General features: G+C 71.4%; 19 protein-coding genes and 1 tRNA gene. 12 read left to right on the top strand and 8 right to left on the bottom strand.

The annotated features are described in order from the left end of the window. Window positions 1-61: 61 nt before the first annotated feature. Window positions 62-973 (top strand): alcohol dehydrogenase, encoded by a 912-nt coding sequence (locus EPO13_08115; GenBank protein ID TAK69164.1) that lies wholly within the window; start codon window positions 62-64, stop codon window positions 971-973. Between the two features lie 44 nt (window positions 974-1017). Then, a complete protein-coding gene (locus EPO13_08110; protein TAK69235.1) occupies window positions 1018-2028 on the top strand; it encodes an alpha/beta hydrolase in 1011 nt (336 codons plus the stop codon). A 183-nt stretch (window positions 2029-2211) separates the two neighbouring features. On the opposite strand, the gene EPO13_08105 is transcribed toward EPO13_08110, so the two are convergent. Then, entirely contained in the window at window positions 2212-2508 is a 297-nt protein-coding gene (locus EPO13_08105) for a MerR family transcriptional regulator (protein TAK69163.1), read from the bottom strand. A gap of 125 nt (window positions 2509-2633) precedes the next feature. Between EPO13_08105 and EPO13_08100 the strand changes: the two genes are divergently transcribed. Further along, window positions 2634-3065, top strand: coding sequence for an Hsp20/alpha crystallin family protein (locus EPO13_08100; protein ID TAK69162.1), 432 nt, complete (start codon window positions 2634-2636; stop codon window positions 3063-3065). 306 nt (window positions 3066-3371) lie between these two features. Here EPO13_08100 and EPO13_08095 read toward each other — a convergent pair. From EPO13_08095 to EPO13_08085, 3 genes are all read right to left on the bottom strand, one after another. Continuing rightward, window positions 3372-3447: transfer RNA gene (locus EPO13_08095), tRNA-Val, on the bottom strand. 20 nt (window positions 3448-3467) lie between these two features. After that, window positions 3468-3929 carry a peroxiredoxin gene (locus EPO13_08090; protein TAK69161.1) on the bottom strand — a complete coding sequence of 154 codons (462 nt, stop codon included), beginning with the start codon at window positions 3927-3929 and terminating at the stop codon, window positions 3468-3470. 88 nt (window positions 3930-4017) lie between these two features. After that, window positions 4018-4449: a DUF3052 domain-containing protein gene (locus EPO13_08085; GenBank protein ID TAK69160.1), complete on the bottom strand. Its 432-nt coding sequence runs from the start codon at window positions 4447-4449 to the stop codon at window positions 4018-4020. Between the two features lie 163 nt (window positions 4450-4612). Here EPO13_08085 and aceE point away from each other — a divergent pair, with 163 nt between their 5' ends. The 7 genes from aceE to EPO13_08050 all read left to right on the top strand — a co-directional run bounded on the left by aceE (window position 4613) and on the right by EPO13_08050 (window position 14090). Further along, window positions 4613-7429: a pyruvate dehydrogenase (acetyl-transferring), homodimeric type gene (gene aceE, locus EPO13_08080; protein ID TAK69234.1), complete on the top strand. Its 2817-nt coding sequence runs from the start codon at window positions 4613-4615 to the stop codon at window positions 7427-7429. 89 nt (window positions 7430-7518) lie between these two features. Further along, on the top strand, window positions 7519-8679 hold the full coding sequence (locus EPO13_08075; protein ID TAK69159.1) for a PucR family transcriptional regulator: 1161 nt from the start codon (window positions 7519-7521) through the stop codon (window positions 8677-8679). A gap of 79 nt (window positions 8680-8758) precedes the next feature. Beyond that, window positions 8759-9946 carry an acyltransferase domain-containing protein gene (locus tag EPO13_08070; protein ID TAK69158.1) on the top strand — a complete coding sequence of 396 codons (1188 nt, stop codon included), beginning with the start codon at window positions 8759-8761 and terminating at the stop codon, window positions 9944-9946. Between the two features lie 11 nt (window positions 9947-9957). Next, complete coding sequence (locus EPO13_08065) at window positions 9958-10950, top strand: ketoacyl-ACP synthase III (protein TAK69233.1); 993 nt, start codon at window positions 9958-9960, stop codon at window positions 10948-10950. A gap of 137 nt (window positions 10951-11087) precedes the next feature. Beyond that, a complete protein-coding gene (locus EPO13_08060; GenBank protein TAK69157.1) occupies window positions 11088-11327 on the top strand; it encodes an acyl carrier protein in 240 nt (79 codons plus the stop codon). Window positions 11328-11442: 115 nt separating this feature from the next. Then, the gene (locus tag EPO13_08055; GenBank protein ID TAK69156.1) at window positions 11443-12681 is read left to right on the top strand and encodes a beta-ketoacyl-[acyl-carrier-protein] synthase family protein; all 1239 of its coding nucleotides are present in this window, start codon (window positions 11443-11445) and stop codon (window positions 12679-12681) included. Further along, complete coding sequence (locus EPO13_08050) at window positions 12681-14090, top strand: acyl-CoA carboxylase subunit beta (protein TAK69155.1); 1410 nt, start codon at window positions 12681-12683, stop codon at window positions 14088-14090. The genes EPO13_08055 and EPO13_08050 overlap by 1 nt, the downstream gene beginning before the upstream one ends. Window positions 14091-14140: 50 nt before the next feature. Here the strand turns inward: EPO13_08050 and EPO13_08045 are convergent, their stop codons facing one another. Beyond that, the gene (locus tag EPO13_08045; protein ID TAK69154.1) at window positions 14141-14896 is read right to left on the bottom strand and encodes a DUF3145 domain-containing protein; all 756 of its coding nucleotides are present in this window, start codon (window positions 14894-14896) and stop codon (window positions 14141-14143) included. Between EPO13_08045 and EPO13_08040 the strand changes: the two genes are divergently transcribed. Beyond that, on the top strand, window positions 14874-15299 hold the full coding sequence (locus EPO13_08040) for a hypothetical protein (protein TAK69153.1): 426 nt from the start codon (window positions 14874-14876) through the stop codon (window positions 15297-15299). The genes EPO13_08045 and EPO13_08040 overlap by 23 nt on opposite strands. Before the next feature lie 50 nt (window positions 15300-15349). Here EPO13_08040 and EPO13_08035 read toward each other — a convergent pair whose 3' ends face one another. Both EPO13_08035 and EPO13_08030 read right to left on the bottom strand, forming a co-directional pair. Further along, on the bottom strand, window positions 15350-16621 hold the full coding sequence (locus EPO13_08035) for a hypothetical protein (protein ID TAK69152.1): 1272 nt from the start codon (window positions 16619-16621) through the stop codon (window positions 15350-15352). Next, entirely contained in the window at window positions 16618-17340 is a 723-nt protein-coding gene (locus EPO13_08030; protein ID TAK69151.1) for a hypothetical protein, read from the bottom strand. The genes EPO13_08035 and EPO13_08030 overlap by 4 nt, the downstream gene beginning before the upstream one ends. A 107-nt stretch (window positions 17341-17447) precedes the next feature. On the opposite strand from EPO13_08030, the gene EPO13_08025 reads away from it, so the two are divergent. Next, entirely contained in the window at window positions 17448-17693 is a 246-nt protein-coding gene (locus EPO13_08025; GenBank protein TAK69150.1) for a DNA-binding protein, read from the top strand. 50 nt (window positions 17694-17743) lie between these two features. Here the strand turns inward: EPO13_08025 and EPO13_08020 are convergent, their stop codons facing one another. Next, window positions 17744-18322 (bottom strand): hypothetical protein, encoded by a 579-nt coding sequence (locus EPO13_08020; GenBank protein ID TAK69149.1) that lies wholly within the window; start codon window positions 18320-18322, stop codon window positions 17744-17746. Window positions 18323-18343: the final 21 nt, after the last annotated feature.

The raw sequence follows: 18343 nt of genomic DNA, 5'->3' as shown, positions 1-18343 counted from the left end.
GTGTATAGCACCAATTGATGCCTACTTCCCAAGAGGGCCTGTCGTTGTGACGCTGTCGTGCATGCAAGCGTGGATGACGACAGAACCCGGATCGATCGCCCTGGGGCAGGTCGGTGAGCCCGAGCCCGGACCAGACGAGGCAGTGGTTGCGGTCCAGGCGTTCTCGCCCAACCGGGGTGAGACTTTCGTGCTCGACCATGCCCCGCCCGGCTTTCGGCCCGGCAAGGACATCGCGGGGGTCGTCTTGCGGCCCGCCGCCTCCGGACGAGGACCGGGTGCGGGGACTCGCGTGGTCGCGCACCTGGACCACTCCGGTTGGGCCGAGCGAGTGGCCGTGCCGTTGGATCGGCTCGCGGTCCTTCCCGAAGCGATTAGTACTACCCGGGCCGCTGCACTGCCGCTGGCCGGCCTCACCGCGATCCGGCTGACCAGGGTCACCGGGCCCCTAGCCTCGCGCCGCGTCCTGTTGACCGGCGCGTCAGGCGGAGTCGGCCACTACTTCGTGGAACTTGCCGCGGCCCAGGGTGCGCAGATCACCGTCGTGACCGCGGACGAGGACCGCAGCCGCCAACTGATCGAGCTCGGCGCCGCCGATTGGGTCAGCAATGCAGCAGAAGCCGTCGGGCGGTTTGACGTGGGACTGGACTCAGTGGGCGCCGCAGCAACCGCGACCGTGCTGAGCAAACTGACCGTGCACGGGATGCTGGTCTGGTTCGGCCAGGCCAGCCGAAACCCTCCAACGCTGGACTTCTTCGATTGGAGCGGCGGATCGAGCGCCACGATCCGCAAGTTCCTGTACACCGACGATCCAACCCCGACTGCAGACGACCTCGCCGCGTTGGTACGTCTCGTAGCTGCCGGCCGGCTGCACCCCGAGATCGGCCGAGTCGCCGGTTGGGCAAACACGTTGCAGACGATCGAGGCGATGGTAACCCGCCAGGTACGGGGCAACGCGGTCTGCACTTTGCCCTGAGCTACAAGGAGATGCTGATGACTGTCCTGCTCGATCAACCCGAGATGCTGGAGCCAGTGGTCGCGTTGGGCCGATCGCGGGCGATCGCTGCCGGCGTCGATGCCAGTGAGTACGACGCCATCACGGCTACGCTGCGCCGCGCCAGCGAGTGGACGACAGCGTTTCGAGCCGCCGGCGCAGCCCACCTCGCCGACGCCCGCCGGGCCGAAAGCGACGGCAACCCCATCACCCAGGCAGACGCCTACCTGGCTGCGGCCGCGTGCTGTCACATCGCGACCACCCTCCCGGCCGACGATCGCGACGGCCACGCCGAAGCAGCCGACGCCATGGCCCGAGCGCTCGCCATCCTCCAGCCCGGTGCGCAGACCCTGACCGGTGCGGCCTTTCGCGGCACCCTGACCGTCCCGCAGGGCGACCCGGAAGCACCACTGGTCGTGGTCGTGCCTGGACTGGACTCGAGCCGCGTCGAGTTCCACGCCAACACGATCGCCTTGCAGCGCCGCGGGCTCGCCACCCTGTCGATCGACGGCCCCGGGCAGGGGGAACTGGCATCGACCACGACGGTCCGCGCGGACTATCACGCGGTCGTCAGCGAGGCGCTCGACACCGCCCTGGCGACTGGGCTGACGCCGCGCAGGATTGGGCTGATGGCGCTCAGCCTCGGCGGGTACTACGGCGCGCTGTCCCTTGCCCGTGAGCCCCGACTACAGGCCGGCGTCACCGTCAGTGGCCCCTCAACCATGGTCTGGGACGAGCTTCCCGCACTCCTCCAAGCAATCCTGACCATTCGCGCCGGCAGTCGCGACGCTGCTGCCGCCTTTGCGGCTCATGTCGACGTGCGCACTTTCGCTGCGGAGATCCGCCAGCCGCTGTTGGCCATCGACGGCGAGAACGACGTCATTCCCGGGTACAGCGACGGTGCCGATCTCGCCCACCTGGCGCCGCACGGCGAACATCTCGTGATTCCTGCGGGCGACCACCTGGTGGGCAACCGCAGATGGCAATGGCTTCCCCGAGCCGCCGACTACCTCCACCGCAAGCTCACGCGGCAGTGATTGCGCGGGACACCCGCCCGACAGCGCATGATCACGCAGGGGCGGCTGGCGTGCATTACCCCCCTCCCCACCTGCGCACTGCCTGGGTCCGCCGACCACCCGGTTGCCCCTGGACTCCCATCTCGTCCGGCAGCATGGCGGCCGCGGAGTCCCTAGAACGGATCCTGCACCGCGGCCGGTCGCTTAGGACGTACGCAGCTGCTCAATCTGGGCCCGGAGGTCAGCGTTCACCGCTTCCAGTTCCAGGATGGCGGCGACGCCGGCGATGTTGATCCCGCTGGACATGAGAGCGGTGATACGTCGCAGGCGGGCCACGTCGTCGGTGCTGTAGCGGCGCGTCCCTCCGGGCGTCCTGCCGGGCTCGAGGAGGCCTCGTTTCTCGTAGAGGCGCAGGCTCTGGGCGTCGAGGCCGACGAGCTCAGCGGCCGTGGTGATGCCGAACAGGCCCTGGCCGGCCTGCAGGTCCTCGTCGGCGGTCATGACTGCCTCCGTTGCCGGCCCGTCCCGATGTTGCGATCTATGTTAGACGACATCTAATATCTGTGGCTGTCGACATAGATAGGTGGTTTGGGGCCACCTATCCGAGCCAATGGAGGCGACCTGTGATGCTTCTGCGCACTGACCCGATCCGTGACTTCGATCGGCTCGCCCAGCAGTTCTTCGGCACTGCCGGCACCGCGTCACGGCCGGTCACCATGCCCCTCGACTCGTGGCGCGACGGGGATGACTTCTTCATCGAGCTCGACCTGCCCGGTGTCGATCCGGCCACCGTCGACCTGGACGTCGAGCGCAATGTCCTCACCGTCCGAGCCGAACGCCCCGCGCCTGCGGACACCCACGAGTGGTTGGTCACCGAACGCCCCCACGGTGTCTTCAGCCGACAGGTGATTCTGGGCGACACGCTCGACGCCGATCGCGCCGAGGCGACGTACGACGGCGGGGTGCTCCAGGTGAGAATCCCGGTGGCGGAGAAGGCGAAGCCCCGCAAGATCACTGTGCAGGCCACAGCCAACGAGCCCCGAGCGATCGGGGGTTGAGGTGAGCCTGTTGCAGTTGAGGTGGACGCTAACCGACGTCTCCACCCTCTTGCACGAGTACCTACACGTGCACTCGGAACGCTCGCCTCGGAATCCGTGACGTTCCACGCGTGGGCACCGTCCTGCCCGTCAGGACGGGGCCCACGTGCGTGGCACGACAGAGTCCCGTCAGCCCGCATCTGCGCCCCGTCCCATGCCGGCGGCGGGCCGCATGAGTGGACCAGCGCAGGAGCATCGCGCCCCGGCCGTCGAAGTCGCCCCCGAATCGCGCGGCATTCGACCGCGGAAACCGTTGTGGCACTGACGTTGTGGGCGCAGAGGGACTCGAACCCCCGGCCACCTGCTTGTAAGGCAGGCGCTCTACCAACTGAGCTATGCGCCCGCTCGAAAACCCCTGGGCCGCTAGGCGAGGTTGGCGAGCGCCTTGCGGTAGTCGTCGTTGCTACGGGCATCACCCATGGCATTGACGACCGACCACCGGACGATGCCGTCCCGGTCGATCACGAACGTACCCCGCGTCGCAGCCCCGCGGTCCTCACGGAAAACGCCGTACTGCCGCGCCACCTCGCCATGGGGCCAGAAGTCCGACAGCAGCGGGTAGTCGAACCCTTCCTGCGCGGCGAAGATGCGCAGCGAATGCGGCGTGTCACAGGAGATCGCCAGGATCTGCGTCTGGTCGTTGACGAAGTCGGCTCGATCGTCCCGTACGGCGCACAGCTCGCCGGTGCACGTGCCGGTGAACGCGAACGGGTAGAACAACAGCACGACGTTCTTGCTGCCGCGGAAGTCCGACAGTTTCACCAGTTCGCCGTGCTGGTTCTTCAGTTCGAAGTCCGGGGCCGGCTGGCCTACTTCGACTGTCATCAGGCAGCTCCTCTTGATCCTTCGGTTGACATCGTCAGACACCGTTCGCCGCTACGGCTGGGCCACGGCACCGGAAGTAGCCGTGCGGTCAGCGTTTGCCGGCACGGGGGGCGACCAACCGGCTGCCCTGCCATTCCCGGGACGCGCTGATCGTGCTGGTGTGCTGCAGCCCGGCGGTCGGGGCCGCGTCGGCGATGTCCTCGGACTCCACGTGACCGTCGCGACCCGGCTTCGGAGTGAGCAGCCACACCACGCCGTGGTCGGCGAGCGGTCCGATCGCGTCGACCAGCGCGTCGACGAGGTCCCCGTCGTCATCGCGCCACCACAGCACGACGACGTCCACGACGTCCTCGTAGTCGATGTCCACCAGCTCGGAACCGGTCGTCTGCTCAATCGAGGTGCGCAGCGCCTCATCGCAGTCGTCGTCCCAGCCCAGCTCCTGGACGGTCTGCCCCGTGCGGATGCCGAGCCTGGCGGCCAGGCCACGCTGCCCTTCCGCGTGGTCCGCGGTCGCGGTCACCAACGTCCTCCGTCATGGTCGTCGCCGGCGGTCCGGCTGGCTGCTCCCCGGGTCCGGGGCTGTGGGCGTAGTCCACCCGACCCCTGCGTGCAGCGCAAGCGCCCTAGCCGAAGGCGTCGCCCTTTCGCCCCGCCAGTCACCTCGGCCACCCCGGCGCGCGATGATGGGCCGGACAACACCGACGACGGGCGGCGGCCCACCCCTGCCGGCGCCCCGATGGGACGGAGGATCGCGCGTGACCCACGGACGCGACCGGGAACCCCTACTGGCCGGCGGTCTGCCCACGCAGTACGTCGACGTGGACGCCGAAGAGACCCAGGAATGGATCGACTCCTTCGACGCCGTGGTCGACCAGGCTGGCGCCTACCGGGCGCGCTACCTCATGCTGGCGCTGCTGCGTCGCGCCGCGGAGCGGCAGGTCGGCGTGCCCAGCCTGCGCAGCACCGACTACATCAACTCGATCCCACCGGAACACGAGCCGTGGTTCCCCGGCGACGAGACCATCGAACGCCGGATCCGCGCCTACACCCGGTGGAACGCCGCGATCATGGTGCATCGGGCGCAGCGCCCCGGCGTCGGCGTGGGCGGTCATATCTCGACGTACGCGTCGAGCGCCTCGTTGTACGAGGTCGGCTTCAACCACTTCTTCCGCGGCCCCGAACACCCCGGCGGCGCAGACCAGATCTTCTACCAGGGGCACGCCTCGCCGGGCATCTACGCCCGAGCGTTCCTTGAGGGCCGGCTCAGCGAGGACCAACTCGACGGGTTCCGGCAGGAACTGTCGCACGGCGGCCTCGGACGCGGGCTGCCGTCGTACCCGCACCCGCGCCTCATGCCGGACTTCTGGCAGTTCCCCACGGTGTCGATGGGCCTGGGCCCGATCGATGCGATCTACCAGGCGCGCTTCAACAAGTACCTGCACGCGCGCGGTATCAAGGACACCTCGGACCAGCGCGTGTGGGCGTTCCTCGGCGACGGCGAGATGGACGAGCCGGAGTCGTTGGGCGCCATCGGTTTGGCCGCGCGTGAGGAACTGGACAACCTCACGTTCGTCGTGAACTGCAACCTGCAGCGCCTCGACGGCCCGGTCCGCGGCAACGGCAAGGTCATCCAGGAACTGGAGTCGATCTTCCGGGGCGCCGGCTGGAACGTCATCAAGGTGATCTGGGGCCGCGAGTGGGACCCGCTGCTGGCCCAGGACCGTGACGGCGCACTGGTCAACCTGATGAACCAGACCCCCGACGGGGACTACCAGACGTTCAAGGCCGAGAGCGGCACGTTCGTCCGGGAGAACTTCTTCGGTCGCGACCCGCGGACCGCCGCGATGGTGGCGGGGCTGACCGATGACCAGATCTGGCAGCTCAAGCGCGGCGGCCACGACTACCGCAAGTTGTATGCGGCGTACCGGGCGGCCGTCGAGCACCGCGGCCAGCCGACGGTGATCCTGGCCAAGACCGTCAAGGGCTGGATGCTCGGGTCGCATTTCGAGGGCCGCAACGCCACCCACCAGATGAAGAAGCTGACGCAGGAAGACCTGTTCGCCTTCCGCACCACGCTGGACCTGGACATCCCCGATTCCGCGCTGGACCCCTACCTGCCGCCGTACTACAAGCCGGCCGACGACCACCCCCACATGAAGTACCTGCACGAGCGCCGCCGCGAACTGGGCGGCTACCTGCCGTCGCGTCGCCGTACGTCGCGGCCACTGGCCCTGCCGGCGGATTCGGCGTACGCCAACAGCAAGCGCGGGTCAGGCAACCAGCTCGTGGCCACCACGATGGCCTTCGTCCGGCTGTTCCGGGATCTGCTGAAGGACCCGAACATCGGTCCGCGCTTCGTCCCGATCATCCCCGACGAGGCGCGCACGTTCGGGATGGACTCGCTCTTCCCGGTGCAGCAGATCTACTCCCCGCACGGTCAGCAGTACATGTCCGTCGACCGCGAACTCATGCTGTCCTACAAGGAGTCCGAGCGCGGCCAGATCCTGCACGAAGGGATCAACGAGGCCGGTTCGGCGGCATCGTTCCTGGCGGCCGGTTCGTCGTACTCCACGCACGACGAACCGATGATTCCCGTCTACATCTTCTACTCGATGTTCGGATTCCAGCGGACCGGAGACACGTTCTGGGCCGCGATGGACCAGATGGCGCGCGGCTTCGTGCTGGGCGCCACCGCCGGCCGTACGACGCTGAACGGCGAGGGCCTGCAGCACGAGGACGGCCACTCACCGCTGCTGGCCTCGACGAACCCGGGTGTGGTGGCGTACGACCCGGCGTACGGCTACGAGATCGGGTACATCGTGCGCGACGGGCTGCGCCGGATGTACGGCGAGGACCCGGAGAACGTCTTCTACTACCTCACCCTCTACAACGAGCCGGTCCTGCAGCCGGCCGAACCGGCCGACGTGGACGTCGACGGGATCCTGCGCGGCATTCACCGCGTCGCGGCGGCCCCCGCCGATTCGCCGGCGCCGCGTGCCCAGCTGCTGGCCTCCGGAGTGGCCGTGCCATGGGCGATCGACGCCCAGCAGCTGCTCGCGCAGGACTGGGGCGTCCAGGCCGACGTCTGGTCGGTGACCAGCTGGAACGAGTTGCGCCGCGACGGGCTCGCCGTGGACCGCCACAACTTCCTGCACCCCGACGAAGAACCGCGGCAGGCGTTCGTCACCACCCGGCTGGCCGGGCAGCCCGGGCCGGTGGTCGCGGTCAGCGACTACATGCGGGCCGTGCAGGACCAGATCCGTGAGTGGGTTCCGGCGGACTTCTGTTCGCTCGGCACCGACGGCTGGGGGATGTCGGACACCCGCGGCGCGCTGCGGCGGCACTTCCTCGTCGACGCCCAGGCGATCACCGTCGCCACGCTGACCCGGCTGGCCGGTCGCGGTGAGATCGCCGCCGACGTGGTCGCGAAGGCCATCGAGCGGTACCAGCTGCAGAATCCGGCGGCCGCGGACGCGGGCAACACGGAGGGATCCGGCTGACCGTCGCCGACGGACCCGGCGGCCGGGAGTCCACGACCCAGCGGCTGCAGCGGGCGACCGGAGCCCTGGGTACCGCGGCGACGGCCCGGATGGACGACGAGCTGCCGTGGTTCCGGCAGCTGCCCGCCGAGGCCCGGTCGTGGGTCGGGCTGATCGCCCAGGCCGGTATCGCCGGGTTCGTCGAGTGGTTCCGCCACCCGCAGCAGCCGCAGCAGATCACCGCGGACGTCTTCGGCACCGCTCCGCGGGAACTGGTCCGGGCGATCTCCCTGCAGCAGACCGTGGAGATGGTCCGCGCCACGATCGCGGTGATCGAGGAGCGGGTCGACGAGTTGGCCGCCCCCGGCCGGGAGGGGGAACTGCGCGAGGCGATCCTGCGGTACTCCCGGGAGATCGCCTTCGCCGCCGCCGAGGTGTATGCCCAGGCCGCCGAGGCGCGTGGCGCCTGGGATGCCCGGCTGGAGTCCCTGGTCATCGACGCCCTGGTGCGCGACGAGGTCGACGACGGCGTGGTGTCGAGGGCCGCCGCCCTCGGCTGGCCGTCGGCCGGTGCCGTCGCGGTCGCGGTCGGCCGCTGCCCGACCGGCGACCCGGAGACCGCGGTCGACGCGGCACGCCGGCTGGCCGCCCACCACGGTTTCGAGGTCCTCACCGGCGTCCACGGCGACGTGCTGGTCGTCGTGGTCGGCAGTGCCGCCGACCTGACCGCGGCCGTCCGGCATCTGCTGCCGGCCTTCGAACGCGGGCCGGTCGTCGTCGGACAGGCTCGGTCCGGCAGCGACGGTCTGGTCGCTGCCGGACAGGCCGCGGCCGAGGCGCTCGCCGCGCTACGGGTCGCCGACGCGTGGCCGGAGTGCCCTCGCGTCGTCGACAGCGCTGAGCTGCTGCCGGAACGGGTCGTGGCCGGCGACGCGCGCGCCCGCGCGGCGCTGCGGGCCCAGGTCCTCGACGCCCTCGCCAGCGACGACCGGGTGCTGCTGGACACCCTGGCCGCGCTGCTGGAGCGGGCCGGCACGCTGGAGGCGGCCGCGCGGCTGCTGTACGTCCACCCCAATACGGTTCGCTACCGGCTGCGCCGCGTCGCCGAGCTGACCGGCCTGCACCCGTCCGATCCGCGCGGCGCCCTCATCCTGCGGCTCGCCCTGATGCTGCAACGGCTGCCCGCGGACGCCGTCACCCGCTCGTCCGAACCCCGTGACGCTGGCCGCGCGTCAGGCGGCGCGGCGCGAGACGATGCTGCCGCTTTGTAGGTTTCCTCCAAAGATCTGATGCCGACGTTGGCGGCGAGGTGCTGCCGAACGCCGGCCCGGCTTGGGGAGGGTAGGGCCCGTGCTCGTCGTCGTCGCGCCCGGACAGGGCTCCCAGGTTCCCGGCTTCCTCACCCCGTGGCTCGAGCTGCCGGATGTGGCCGACCGCCTCCGGTGGCTGTCCACCGTGAGTGGAGTCGACCTCATCAAGCACGGCACCGAGTCCGACGCCGACACCATCCGCGACACCGCCGTCGCCCAACCGCTGCTGGTGGGCGCGGGCCTGGTGACGCTGCTGTCGCTGTTCCCCCAGCCGTCCTCCGGATTCGGGCTGGTCGGTGCCGGCGCCGGGCACTCCGTCGGAGAGATCACCGCTGCGGCAGCGTCCGGCGTCATCACGGCCGAGCAGGCCATGGTTTTCGTCCGGGAACGCGGCCGCGCGATGGCCGAAGCGTCGGCGCTGACCCCGACCGGGATGAGCGCGGTGCTCGGCGGCGACGCCGACGAGGTGGTGGCCGCGGCGACGCGGCACGGCCTCACCGCCGCCAACATCAACGGTGCCGGGCAGATCGTGGTCGCCGGCACGCTGCCGGAACTGGCGGCGTTCGCGGCCGATCCGCCCGCCAAGGCGCGGGTCCGCCCGCTCCAGGTCGCCGGGGCGTTCCACACCCACCACATGGCGTCGGCGGTCGACCTGCTGGCGTCGTACGCCCGTTCCATCACCGTGCACGACCCGCGGACCCGGCTGATCTCCAACGCCGACGGCACGATCGTCCACCACGGCCGAGAGGTGCTCGCGCGTCTGGTCTCGCAGGTGAGCAACCCGGTCCGGTGGGACCTGTGCATGGCCACGATGGCCGATCTCGGGGTGACCGCCGTCCTGGAGATCCCGCCGGCCGGCACGCTCACCGGTCTGGTGAAGCGCGCCCTGCCGGGAGTGGAGACCCTGGCCGTCGGCGGCCCGGACGACCTCGAAGCCGCCCGCGACCTGATCGCCCGGCACGCCAGCGACTCCCCGATCGACACCGGCCCGACGTGGCGACTGCTGGTTGCTCCGGCGAAGGGCACCTTCCGCCTCGACGAGGGCTCGCCCACCGGCACCGACCTCACGCCGGGCGCCCGGGTCGGCAGTGTGGTCAACCTCCGCGACGAGCTCGCGGTGACCGCCCCGCACGGCGGCCGCATCGTTGAATGGCTCGTCGAGGACGGCGACCCTGTATCCCCGGGCCAACCGCTGGTCCGGCTTCATCCGGAGGCGGTGCACGTATGAGTTCGAACCCGATGACGGCGCCGCGTGGACCGGCGTACGCCCGCATCCTGTCCGTCGGCGGCTACCGGCCCTCCCGGGTGCTGACCAACGACGACGTCGTCGCGGCGGGCCTGGATTCCAGCGACGACTGGATCCGGGAACGCTCCGGGATCACCGAACGCCGGTTCGCCGGGCCCGAGGAGACCGTGCCGGACATGGCCGCCGCGGCGGCGGAGAAGGCGCTGGCCGCGTCCGGGGTGCCGGCCGACCGCATCGGCATGGTGCTGCTGGGCAGCATGAGCCACCACGCCGGCTACCCCGCGGCTGCTGCGGAGGTCGCGCATCGCATCGGCGCGGTCAACGCCGCCGCGATGGACCTCGGCGCCGCGTGCGCCGGGTTCTGCTACGCGCTGGCCACCGCACGGGACATGGTGGTGGCCGGTTCCGCCGAGTACGTCCTGGTCGTCGGCTCCGAGAAGATGTCCGACATCATCGATCCGACCGACCGCGGGACGGCGTTCATCTTCGGCGACGGCGCCGGGGCAGTCGTGGTCGGACCGTCCGACATACCCGCGATGGGCCCGGTGGTGTGGGGCTCGGACGGCGGCGCGCGCGAGGCCATCATGCAGTCGCAGAGCTGGTTCTCGTTCCGGGACAACGGCGGCGAGTTCCCCACCATGCGGATGCAGGGCCAGCAGGTCTTCCGCTGGGCGGTCGGCGACGTGTCGAAGGTCGCCGTCGAGGCCCTGGCCGCCAGCGGGCTCACCCCCGCCGACCTGGACGTCTTCATCCCGCACCAGGCCAACATCCGGATCACCGACGCGATGTTGCGGACCCTGAAACTGCCCGACCACGTGAAGATCGCGCGCGACATCGTCACCAGCGGCAACACCTCGGCGGCATCCATCCCGCTGGCGATGGAGCGCATGCTGGAAGCCGGCGAGATCAGCAGCGGTGACACCGCGCTCGTCATCGGGTTCGGCGCCGGCCTGGCGTACGCCGCACTCGTGGTCACCGTGCCCTGAGCAGCCTGGCGCGGCGACGCCTGCCGCGGCAGACCCGCCGTACACGCGAGCCGCAGCAACGCCGGCCGACCTCCGTGGACCGGCACACTAAGCCCCGAGCACTACCCCTTCACCCATCGGACAAGGAGTAACCCCGGATGAGCGAGCAGGACATCCTCGACGGCCTCGCGGCCATCATCAACGAGGTCGCGGGCGTCCCCGTCGAGGACGTTCAGGCCGACAAGTCCTTCGTAGACGACCTGGACGTGGACTCCCTGTCCATGGTGGAGATCGTGATGGCGGCCGAGGACAAGTTCGGCGTGAAGATTCCCGACACCGAGGTCAAGAACCTCAAGACCGTCGGCGACGCAGTCAGCTTCATCAGCAAGTCGTCCTGAGGCCGGTCGGAGCGTCGCATCCCGGCGCTCCGACCGCTCGGGACGGCGGCCGGGCCGTCCGCAGCCTGACCGCTGCAGCGTCGCCTCCCCCACACCCATCACCACAGGAGGATCCATGGGAACCAGCCGATCCGTCGTCATCACCGGGCTGGGCCTTACGACTCCTCTCGGCGGCGACGTCGCCACGACGTGGGCTTCGTTGCTGGCCGGGCGGTCGGGGGTACGAGACCTCGGCGCCGACTGGCCCGAGGACTTCCCGGTCCGGATCGCCGCCGGCGTCGCGGTCGACCCGGCCGAGGTGATCGCCGGCCACGAGGGTCGCCGGCTCGACCGCTACGAGCAGGTGTGCCTCATCGCGGCCCGGCAGGCCTGGAGCGACGCCGGGCAACCGGACGTCGACGGCTTCCGCCTCGGGGTGGTGATGGCGACCGGGATCGGCGGCGTCGACGCCCTGCTCAAGCAGTACGAGGTCCTCAAGGAGCGGGGCTGGTCGCGGGTGTCGCCCAACACGGTCCCGATGATCATGCCCAACGGGGCAGCCGGCTGGGTCGGCCTCGAGGTCGGCGCGCAGGCCGGGGTCCATACGCCGGTCAGCGCCTGCGCGTCGGGTGCCGAGGCGATCGCGCTGGGCGCCCGGATGATCGACGACGGGCGCGCGGATGTCGTGGTGGCCGGCGGTGGCGAGGCGTGCATCCTGCCGCTGACGATCGCCGCGTTCGCCACGATGCGCGCGCTGTCGACACGCAACGCCGAGCCCGAGCGAGCCAGTCGCCCGTACGACAAGGGCCGTGACGGGTTCGTCATGGGCGAGGGTGCCGGCGCGGTGGTCCTGGAGTCCGAGGAGCACGCGCGGGCGCGCGGCGCGACGATCTACGGCCGGTACGCCGGTGCCGGGATGACGTCCGACGGGCACCACATCGCCCAGCCGCACCCGGAAGGGCTGGGGGCCACCCGGGCGATCGCCGCGGCGCTGGCAGCCGCCGACGCGGCCCCCGGCGAACTGGTCCACGTCAACGCCCACGCGACCTCGACCCCGCAGGGCGACATCGCCGAGTCCGTGGCGCTGCGGGAGGTGCTCGGCGACGCGGTCGACGGCGTCGCGGTGACCGCGACCAAGTCGATGACCGGTCACCTGCTCGGCGGCGCCGGTGCGGTCGAGAGCGTCTTCACAGTCCTGTCGCTGCACCACCGGCTGGTCCCGCCGACGATCAACGTCGACGATCCCGACGACGAGATCGCGCTGGACGTGGTGTGCGGCGAACCACGACCGTTGCCCGCCGGAGACCTGTTGGCGCTGAACAACTCCTTCGGTTTCGGCGGCCACAACGTCGCGCTCGCCTTCCGGTCCGCCTGATGGCGCTCGCGACGGCGGCACCGGCCGCCGAACTCGATCCCCGGTCGCCGCGCGCCCGGCTCGCCGCCCTCTTCGACGACGGCGTCTTCACCCCGCTGCACCCCGAGGACGACCGCGGCATGCTCGCCGCGGTCGGCACGGTCAACGGAGCCTGGGTCGCGGCGTTCTGCTCGGACCCGACCGTGCAGGGCGGCGCGATGGGGCTGCAGGGCTGCCGATCGATCCTGCTCGCCTACGACCGGGCGCTGGCCGACTCGGTCCCGGTCATCGGTATCTGGCACACCGGCGGCGCGCGGCTGCGCGAAGGCGTGGAGAGCCTCGACGCGGTCGGGCAGGTCTTCGCCGCGATGACCCGCGCCTCCGGGCGCGTGCCGCAGATCTCCGTGGTGCTCGGTCCGGCTGCCGGCGGCGGGGCGTACGGGCCGGCGCTCACCGACATCGTGATCCTCGGTCCGCACGGCCGGATCTTCGTCACCGGTCCGGACGTGGTGCGGTCGGTGACCGGCGAGGACGTCGACATGCTCCGGCTCGGCGGGCCGGACACCCACGGCCGCCGCAGCGGCGTCGTCCACGTCGTCACCGACTCGCAGGAGGAGGCGCTGGACTCGGCGCGGCGGCTGGCCCACCTGCTCAGCCGGCAGGGCACCCTGGACGTGGCCAGCGTCGCCGACCGTGACCTCGGCGCCCACCTGCCGGACAACGTCCGGCGCGCGTACGACGTGCATCCGGTCATCGACGACCTGCTCGACGACGGCAGCGCACTGGAACTGCACCCGCGCTGGGCACCGAACGTCGCGACGGTGCTCGGGCGGTTGGGCGGCCGCACCATCGGCGTGGTCGCCAACAATCCGCTGCGGCTCGGCGGTTGCCTGGACGCCGCCAGCGCGGAGAAGGCGGCACGCTTCGTACGGATGTGTGACGCCTTCGGTGTCCCCCTCGTCGTCCTCGTCGACGTGCCCGGGTACCTGCCCGGGGTCGGCCAGGAGTGGGACGGGGTCGTGCGGCGCGGCGCGAAGCTGCTGCACGCGTTCGCCGAATGCGTGGTGCCCCGGGTCACCGTCGTCATGCGCAAGACGTACGGCGGTGCCTACATCGCGATGAACTCCCGCGCGCTCGGCGCGACCCGGGTGTACGCCTGGCCCGGCGCGCAGGTCGCCGTCATGGGGGCCGTCGCCGCGGTGCGGATCCTGCACCGCCGGCGCCTGTCGGAGGTACCCGACGACGTCCGCGAGCAGGTCGAGAACGAACTGGCCGAGGAACACGAGCGCATCGCCGGCGGGGTGGATCGCGCTATCGCGCTCGGCGTCGTCGACGAGGTCCTCGATCCCGCGCTGACCCGGTCGACGCTCGCTCAGGCGATCTTCGACGCGGGCGCCAGCCGCGGCACCCACGGCAACATCCCCCTGTAAGCCTGATCCCCGGTAGGCCGAGCTCCCGGTACGCCGGAGCGGGTGGCCGCTCAGCCGACCTGATGCAGCCAGCGGACCGGTACGCCGTCACCGGCGTACCGGAACGGCTCCAGTTCGGTGTCCCACGGCGTACCGAGCAGTCGGGCGATTTCGTCGGCCAGGCCCGCGCCGCTGCTCAGCGCGGACCGCAACCGGTCCTCGTTGACCAACAGGTCGCCGTGCACACCGACGGTGGAGCGGAACAGGCCCAACGACGGGGTGAACGCGTACCGCTCACCGTCGCGGCCCGCGGTCGGCTCTTCGGTGACCTCGAAACGCACGTCCGGGAACGCCCGTAGCGCGGAGGCGATCGACGAGCCCAGCCCGGCCTCGCCCGTCCAGGACAGCTCAGCTCGCGCGGCGCCCCGCAGCACCGGCTGGGGCGTCCAGTCCAGCGTGACCCGCGACCCGAGCAACTCGGTCAGCGTCCATTCGACATGGGGGCACACCGCACGCGCGCATGCGTGCACGAAAACGACGCCGCGCGCAACCTGCGCACGGCGAGAGGCCGCGAGGACGGACACCGTCGACTCCTTCGCTCGAGTGGCGCCTTCCCCAGCGATCTCGAACGAAGCGATAGTCGACAGCGCACTGTAGCTGGCCGTTCCGACGGCGAGGCCGCGACGCGCCGACGGCCACACCGGGTGCGGCGCATTCAAGTCGCCGGCCGGATCGGCCGATGGTGGCCGAGAGGTTGTTGCGTTCTGGCGCGACCGCGGCCGGCAGGAACGAAGGAGGACTCGGGTGTCGGATTCCGAGATCTTCATGACCGAGATGTACGACGAGGGCGTCGTGACCGAGGTCATTCGCCCGGCGGCGATCATCCCGGAGGAGTCCGCGCGTGCCGTCCTGGTGGAGTTGGCGTTGCGCGACGTACAGAACGGTGGTCTGTGGCTGTCCGACCCGTCCCGCTGGGCGCGCTACGACGCGTCGTGGAACGGCGCGGGCGACCCGGGGCCGGCCCAGCTGATCGGCACGATCCAGGTCGCCTACGGCACGCCCACCCGCTACGAGATCACCGTCTACCGCGCCACCGTGACCCGGCTGGGCACGTCCCGCGGCTGGACCGTGGTGAAGCTGTGCGACGAAGCCCTCGGCTTCGGCAACCTGGACCTGGCGACCTGCCCTCGCGCGAGCCTGGCCACCCCGCCCAAACCCTTCCGCTTCTGACACACCGGCCGTAGCAGCTGTCACCTCGGCTCCGCTGGAGCGAGGGCTTGTCAGGTCGGCTTGACGACTCGTCCGGCTACCGGCAGCGTCGCGGCGAAGTCGCGCAGCGCGATCCGGGCCGCGGAGCGCGGCGCGGCATCGGCCAGCGTCGTACCGTCCCGCTGACACCGGTCCAGCGCCGGACGGTCGTCGGGCACCAGCACCACGTCGTCCAGTCCGCTCAACTCGTGCAGCGTCTGGCTCACCTGACGCGCGGTGGATCGGCCGGCGATGCCGCGTCGAACGCGCGTCACCACCACGCGAATCGGCGTCTCCGGAATCACTGCCCGCAGGTCCGGCAAGCCGGCGGCGAGGCGGGCCAGCCCCAGCGGCTCGGCGCCACCGACCGCGACCACCACGTCAGCAGCAGCCAGCGCCGTGATCGTCGCGGCGTTGCGCTGCAACGTGAATGGCTCCATCGCAGGGTCGTCGTCGCGCTCGAGGCAGAAGCCGGTGTCGATCACCGTGACCTCGGCCAGGTCACGGGCCCGACTCCACACCGCCTGCAACGCGGCGGGCCGCAGCTCGCTCCACCGGTCCGGCGTACGGATCCCGGTGAGCACCCGCAGCCGCGGACCCAGGGCCCGGGTGCAACGGCTGAACGCCACCAGATCCAGCCCACCCAGATCGGCACGCCGTACGGCGACAGCCAGACCGCTCGCGTCGTCGACCAGGCCGAGCATCATGGGCAGCGCGCCGCCGTAACTGTCGGCGTCGACCAGCAACGCCGAGTTGCCGGACCTGGCCAGTTCGTCAGCCACGGTCACCGCGACGGTCGACCGGCCGGGAGCGCCGGTGGGTCCCCACACCGCGACCACGACGCCGTCTCCAGCAGCAGCCCCGCGCCCGTCCGGCCGGTCGCGCCGGGCGCTGTCCCCCACCTCCTGCGGCGCGGCAGCGGTATGCCGCTCGGCCGCGGAGACCAGCAGACCGATCGCCCGGCCGACCGCGGCCGGGTCTGTCCCGTCGACGGCCGTCACCGTCCCGACGCCGAGCGCCCGCAGCCGCGTCGCGTCGCCGGGGCGGTCGGGGTCGGCCGCCCCGACCGCGACGACGCCGAGTCGATGCAGCCGGGTGACCGCCTCCAGCGTCAGCCGCGGCAGTGACGCCGAGACCAGCGCGGCGCGGCTGGTGCCGTCGGCTGCCGCGGCCAGCAGATCGGTGGTGTCGCGGCATCGTCGTACCACCGTGACCGCGGAGCCTGCCGCGGCGGCCGCCACGACGTCGGCCTCGCCGGGCAGACTGCCGAGGGCCAGGATCACGGGCACCGGCGCGGCCGTCACCGCACACCGTCCGATGCCGTCACCCGGACCAGGTCGATGGCACCGGAGCGCACCGCGGCCACCACGACGCCCGCGTCGGCTTCGGCGACGTCGAGCACCACCGCGAGATCACCGGAGCCGAGCCCCTCGTACGTCGAGACCGCCGCCACTACCGCGCCGGCGAGGGCACGCTTCGGGACGGCGACCGACGACCCGGCATCGTCGGCCGGCGTGACCCACAGGTCGATCCGGTCGCCGTGGCCGAGGTCGGCCGGGGCGTGCGACGGTTGCACCGCGACCGTCACGTACCGCCGGTCGGCGGCGGGCAGCGCCAGCGCGGACTGCGGCAGCAGTTCGCCGGCGGCCAGATCACGGTGCAGTACGCCGGTCGGCACCGCCGTCGCCGCGACGTATGCACTGGCGTCGCCGTCGAGCCGGACGGGGACGAGATCGGCCGCGCCGATCGTGGTACCGGCCGCCAGCGGCTTGGCCGCCGCCCAGACCGCCGTACCGGCGGGGCCGCTGCCCACCAACCGCGCGCCGAGCACGACCGAGACCATCACCAGGACGAGCCCGGCGACGAAGCGCGGCTCGCGCCACCGCTGCGGCCGCAACCGCTCGGCCGCGACGCCGGGCGCGGGGAAGCGTCGCTCGCCGCTGGCTGCGGTACGGCTGCTGGGCGCGGCACCGCCGGGTACGGCGACGCCGTGGGCGCGCCGGGAGAAGAACGGACGAGGCACGATCAGCTCCGGGGTTCGGTCGTCGTCGGCAGTGGTCGCACGCGGCTGTCCACCGCCGCCGAGCGGACGACAGCGTCAGCGGGCATCGGCGTGCCAGGATCACCGGCGTGACACCCCGATTCCTCACGCTCGCCGACGTCGCGGAGGTGCTCAACATCTCTGCGGCACAGGCCTATGCGCTGGTACGCGCCGGGGATCTCCGCGCGATCAAGATCGGCGGCCGGGGCCAGTGGCGCGTGGAGGCACCGGCGCTGGAGGAGTACATCGCCCGGATGTACGCCGTCACCGAAGAGTTCGTCGCCGCCCATCCCTTCGGACGCGACGACGACCGGGATGAGCCGCCGCCGACCTAGCACAGAGCGGCCGCTCACGCCCGCACCGTCACTGACGCCTGCACCGCCACTCATGCCAGCACCGCCACGATCGCTGCCAGGGGAACCAGTACGCGTGCTCCGCCGGCATCCGCGTCCGAGGCGAGCAGCAGATCGAGGTGGTCGGCACGCAGCGTGACGATGCGTCCGGCGACAGTGGAGGCATCCCGAAGGTGGACGACGACATCGCTGCCAGCCTCGGCCAGCCGGCGAAGCCCAGCCCGCCAGCCCAGCCGGGCGGCAATCGGACCGGCACTGGCGGCGCTCATGAACCGGTCGCCGGGGCCGGTCACCACGAGGACCGCGGCCACCGGGATCAACCAGCGACGGCCGTCGTGACCCCGCAGTACCACCGCGTCGGCGGCAGCGGCGACAAGCACGCCGCGCAACCGGCCGATCGCCGTGACCCGCAGGTCGATCGGCGCATCGACGTTGTCGCGCAACCGATCCAGTAAGGCGACGACCGATCGGCGCTCGCGGGCCAGGTCGACCAGCAGTGCCTCGTCGTCGAGTTCGGCGCGCACCGCTGCGGTCGCGTCGAGATCCGCCATCACCCGGTCCACCGGTGACCAGGCCGGGGTGCGGCCGTGCTGTCCTGCTGGATCTGTCACGGCCGCCCCCGATCCCCCACG

The sequence above is a fragment of the Actinomycetota bacterium genome, assembly GCA_004297305.1.
Taxonomy (GTDB): Bacteria; Actinomycetota; Actinomycetes; order S36-B12; family FW305-bin1; genus FW305-bin1.
This window is presented reverse-complemented; position numbering and strand designations above follow the sequence as displayed.

Bases quoted from the DNA above. Each gene is read 5' to 3' on its own strand.
- EPO13_08115 (TAK69164.1), top strand. From the start codon at position 62: ATGCAAGCGTGGATGACGACAGAACCCGGATCGATCGCCCTGGGGCAG.
- EPO13_08110 (TAK69235.1), top strand. From the start codon at position 1,018: ATGCTGGAGCCAGTGGTCGCGTTGGGCCGATCGCGGGCGATCGCTGCC.
- aceE (TAK69234.1), top strand. From the start codon at position 4,613: ATGGGCCGGACAACACCGACGACGGGCGGCGGCCCACCCCTGCCGGCG.
- EPO13_08055 (TAK69156.1), top strand. From the start codon at position 11,443: ATGGGAACCAGCCGATCCGTCGTCATCACCGGGCTGGGCCTTACGACT.
- EPO13_08105 (TAK69163.1), bottom strand. From the start codon at position 2,508: ATGACCGCCGACGAGGACCTGCAGGCCGGCCAGGGCCTGTTCGGCATC.
- EPO13_08090 (TAK69161.1), bottom strand. From the start codon at position 3,929: ATGACAGTCGAAGTAGGCCAGCCGGCCCCGGACTTCGAACTGAAGAAC.
- EPO13_08060 (TAK69157.1), top strand. From the start codon at position 11,088: ATGAGCGAGCAGGACATCCTCGACGGCCTCGCGGCCATCATCAACGAG.
- EPO13_08100 (TAK69162.1), top strand. From the start codon at position 2,634: ATGCTTCTGCGCACTGACCCGATCCGTGACTTCGATCGGCTCGCCCAG.
- EPO13_08045 (TAK69154.1), bottom strand. From the start codon at position 14,896: ATGAAGATCTCGGAATCCGACACCCGAGTCCTCCTTCGTTCCTGCCGG.
- EPO13_08065 (TAK69233.1), top strand. From the start codon at position 9,958: ATGACGGCGCCGCGTGGACCGGCGTACGCCCGCATCCTGTCCGTCGGC.
- EPO13_08050 (TAK69155.1), top strand. From the start codon at position 12,681: ATGGCGCTCGCGACGGCGGCACCGGCCGCCGAACTCGATCCCCGGTCG.
- EPO13_08075 (TAK69159.1), top strand. From the start codon at position 7,519: ATGGACGACGAGCTGCCGTGGTTCCGGCAGCTGCCCGCCGAGGCCCGG.